At 45.9% G+C, this 3910-nt stretch carries 5 protein-coding genes; 4 read left to right on the top strand and 1 reads right to left on the bottom strand.

Going from position 1 to position 3910, the window contains the following annotated elements; all coding sequences use genetic code 11:
* Positions 1-356 precede the first annotated feature (356 nt).
* The 4 genes from QMD03_09920 to QMD03_09905 all read left to right on the top strand — a co-directional run bounded on the left by QMD03_09920 (position 357) and on the right by QMD03_09905 (position 3251).
* Positions 357-1631, top strand: coding sequence for a glycosyltransferase family 4 protein (locus QMD03_09920; protein MDI6777528.1), 1275 nt, complete (start codon positions 357-359; stop codon positions 1629-1631).
* A gap of 224 nt (positions 1632-1855) precedes the next feature.
* Positions 1856-2299 carry an Hsp20/alpha crystallin family protein gene (locus QMD03_09915; GenBank protein ID MDI6777527.1) on the top strand — a complete coding sequence of 148 codons (444 nt, stop codon included), beginning with the start codon at positions 1856-1858 and terminating at the stop codon, positions 2297-2299.
* Positions 2300-2320: 21 nt separating this feature from the next.
* The gene (locus QMD03_09910; protein MDI6777526.1) at positions 2321-2725 is read left to right on the top strand and encodes an Hsp20/alpha crystallin family protein; all 405 of its coding nucleotides are present in this window, start codon (positions 2321-2323) and stop codon (positions 2723-2725) included.
* Positions 2726-2747: 22 nt separating this feature from the next.
* On the top strand, positions 2748-3251 hold the full coding sequence (locus tag QMD03_09905; protein ID MDI6777525.1) for an Hsp20/alpha crystallin family protein: 504 nt from the start codon (positions 2748-2750) through the stop codon (positions 3249-3251).
* 70 nt (positions 3252-3321) lie between these two features.
* On the opposite strand, the gene QMD03_09900 is transcribed toward QMD03_09905, so the two are convergent.
* Positions 3322-3720 (bottom strand): secondary thiamine-phosphate synthase enzyme YjbQ, encoded by a 399-nt coding sequence (locus QMD03_09900; protein MDI6777524.1) that lies wholly within the window; start codon positions 3718-3720, stop codon positions 3322-3324.
* Positions 3721-3910: the final 190 nt, after the last annotated feature.

The raw sequence follows: 3910 nt of genomic DNA, 5'->3' as shown, positions 1-3910 counted from the left end.
CGCACCGGAAAAAGAAGCTGAAATCAGGATAATCAATGTGTCGTTGTAGGGTTAACCTAAACTTAATTAAAAAATTCCTGCTTGCAATTTTTTACAGGTTTGACCTCAGACAACTGGAAAAGCAGGCGCTTCGCTGCGATGGCATGGCACCTGAAAAATCTTCGATCCAGCTCCGCTGATTCTACGAATTCACCCTTCATGAAGCCAATTTTCAGTCTCGCAAAGGTCTCATGTCATGAAGCCCGAGACAATATCCTTTTTTTAAAGTCTTTCCATATTAAGGCATATTCTTCCAACAATTTGCCGGCGTAATCCATTTTTGTTATCCACGAGTTAAGAAGGGAGGTGATTTTAACATGCGTATCCTTATGTTTGGATGGGAGTTTCCCCCTTACGTGAGTGGCGGTCTGGGTACGGCCTGTTTCGGTATTACAAAGGCCCTGACGGAGCTTGGTTATGAAGTTATCTTCGTCTTGCCAAAAGTAAAGGGTGAAAGGCAACCGTCGCACGTGGGACTGATTTCCGCATCGGAGGTTCATGTCTCAGGTCAAGATCTTGAGAAAGATATCTTCAAGCGGTTGGACATTAGATTGGTCAAGGCCGTCCTTTCTCCCTATCTTGGCGAGGGCCAGTATAGAACTTTACTCGGGCAGTTGGGCGAGGGGGTTGAAAAAGAAACAGGGGAGAGGGGGTTTCTTGATATCTCCGGAGACTATGGTACAGACCTGATTTCCGAGGTATTGAGGTATGGAATGGTAGCCGGCGCTATTGCTCAAGATCTGTCGTTCGATGTAATCCATGCCCATGACTGGATGACGGTCTTTGCCGGTCTCCATGCCAGAGAGGTTAGTGGAAAGCCCTTTATTCTTCACATTCATTCTCTTGAGTTTGATCGGAGCGGCGAAAACATCAATCGGGAGATTTTTGACATCGAGAGGAAAGGCATAACAGAAGCCGATCACGTTATTGCCGTCAGCTATTACACGAAGGATATGATTGTCAACCGTTACGGCATTCCTCCTGAGAAGATATCTGTCGTCCATAACGCCGTTTCCCGCTACGAGGGGGAAAAAATTTATCACGTGGAAAACGGGAAAGGGCGGAAGATTGTCCTGTTTCTTGGGAGGATCACATTTCAAAAGGGTCCCGATTACTTTGTCGAGGCAGCGGCAAAGGTCATAAAAGTAATGCCGGAAGTAACGTTCGTGATGGCAGGGACAGGTGACATGATGCCCCGGATGGTTGAACGTGTCGCCGAGCTCGGGATTGGAGAGCATTTCCACTTTACCGGTTTTCTTAAGGGAACTGAAGTCGAACAGATTTACGCCATGAGTGATCTGTATGTTATGCCGAGTGTATCCGAACCTTTTGGTATCTCTCCCCTTGAGGCGATGATGTACGATGTGCCGGTGATTATCTCCAAGCAGTCCGGGGTATCGGAGATCATGCACCATGTCCTGAAGGTTGATTTCTGGGATGTGAATGAAATGGCCAATAAGATCATTACCGCTTTAAAATACTCTGCACTGACCGACGAGATTCTCGCAAGGTCTCGCGAAGAACTCCGGGATATCTGCTGGGAGAAGGCTGCGGAGAGAATCGTTGATGTCTATCGGCACTTGTTAAATTGATGATCTCAAATGTATGAATGAGTGACTTTGCTTTCACCCCTCCCTTGACTGTGAGATTTTCGTGATTATTTTAAATTTAAATTTTAGATGGTGAACAATATCAATATATTGAAAACGTACCGTCATCTCGTAACGGAAAGAAATCTAAAGGAATATAGGAAAATAAAGCAAATCATATTTATTTTGCTTTATTTTCCTAATAAATATGAAAGGAGGAGATTGTTATGTTTTGGCCGGAAGTCTGGAGATTTGGGGGAATGACGGAGCCGCTGGGGGAGATACAGCGCTTACAGAGAGAGATGAACAGGCTCTTTTCGGGGGTTTTTCAGCCATTCAGCCGTAATTTTCCGCCGGTTAATGTCTGGGTCGGTGAAGAAGATGCAATCATCACGGCGGAAATACCGGGAATGGATCCCGGCAAGATGGATATATCTGTTGTGGGTGATACCCTTACTTTAAGTGGCGCCCGTGAGATGGAAGTTCTCAAGGAAGGCGAAAGCTATCACCGTCAGGAGCGTAGTCACGGTCGTTTTACGCGTACCATGCAGTTGCCCTTTAAGGTTGATGCGGACAAGGTGGAGGCAAGATACGATAAAGGGGCGCTTCGTATTACACTGCCGCGGGCAGAAGAGGATAAACCGCAAAAAGTAGCTATAAAGTCTGCATAAAGAAAGGAGGGTAATGATCTTATGGAACACGAAGGAAAGAAAGTGCAAAAGAAGGAGGCACAGACCCCCATAGAGGCTGAACGAACCAGGAACCAAAAGGTCTATGCGCCGATAGTTGATATATACGAGAAAAAAGAGGCCGTGGTGGTGATTGCCGATATGCCCGGTGTGGACGAGAAATCAGTGGATATTACACTCGACAAGAATGTTTTGACGATTACAGGGACAGTGGAGCCAGCCTCTTATAAGGGCCACAGTATCGTGCACGCTGAATACGATGTTGGTGATTACGAACGTGCCTTCACGATTTCAGATGAAGTGGATCGTGACAGGATTGAGGCCTCAGTCAAGAACGGGGTTGTCCGTTTGACACTCCCCAAAGCTGAACGTGTCAAGGCGAAAAAGATCGCTGTTAAAACAGGATAAAAAGAAAGGAGGTAATGATCTTATGGCTATGAAAAATCTCGTCCCATCAATTTGGAGGAGAAGCGGTATTCCTCTAAGACGTGAAGAGAGTCCCTTCTACGCTTTTCAGCGAGAGATGAACCGGTTGTTTGATGATTTCTTCCGGGGGTTTGATATTGCACCCTTTGGCGCCCTGGAGGAGCGATTTGGGGGTTTCTCTCCTTCCATTGATCTCAAAGAAGATGATAAGGAGGTCAGTATCAAGGCTGAACTTCCCGGTATTGATGAGAAAGATATCGAGGTACTGCTTTCCGATGATACCCTGACCATCAAGGGAGAAAAAAAAGAAGAAAAGGAAGAGAAGGGGAAAGATTATTACCACATGGAGAGGACATATGGTTCCTTTAACCGTGTGATCCCCCTGCCGTTGGGCGTTGATACGACAAATGCCGAGGCGCATTTTAAGAACGGTGTCCTCAGCATTAAGCTTCCCAAGACTGAGGGGGCGAAGGCGAAGGGAAAGAAAATCCTTATCAAGGCCGAATAACCATTTCTCAAGCCTCATCTGATAGTATACCCATAGTATACCCCTTTCCCCCTGGGGGGAAGGGGTATATCTATTCTGTTGGAATCAGCTTGACAAATACCTTTCTGCTCCTCGGGCCATCAAATTCATAGAAGAAAATAGACTGCCATGTGCCGAGGATAAGAGCACCGTTTTCTACAAGGATAGTTTCTGATACACCGAGAAGAGAAGATTTTATGTGCGCGGCAGCGTTCCCTTCCCTGTGCCGGTAGTTGCCGTTGAGGGGGACGAGCCGATCGAGCCCCATAATGATGTCTCTGGGCACATCCGGATCGGCGTTTTCGTTAATCGTAACAGCGGCAGTGGTATGGGGGATAAAAACGTGGCAAATCCCGTTTTTAATCCCACTCTCCTTTAAAAAGCCCCTCACCTGTCCGGTAATATCGAGCATTTCAAATCTTGAATTCGTCCTCACAGTGAACTGCATCATTTTACCTCCCTTTTCCCGTTTACCATTTAATCTAACCGCAGTTTGTAATGAAACATCTTTCTTGACACCCTGACAAGTAATTTTTTATAGTACAACGCTATATTCATAATATGACGTCATATTCATTTATTTAGCCTTTTCTTTTACAGCAAATCAGGGGTGCATTGTTGTAACCCCTTGAAGTGACTGA

This window comes from Syntrophales bacterium, assembly GCA_030018935.1.
Lineage (GTDB): Bacteria > Desulfobacterota > Syntrophia > Syntrophales > CG2-30-49-12 > CG2-30-49-12.
The sequence above is the reverse complement of the archived record's forward strand: the minus strand, read 5'-3'. Positions and strand labels throughout refer to the sequence as shown.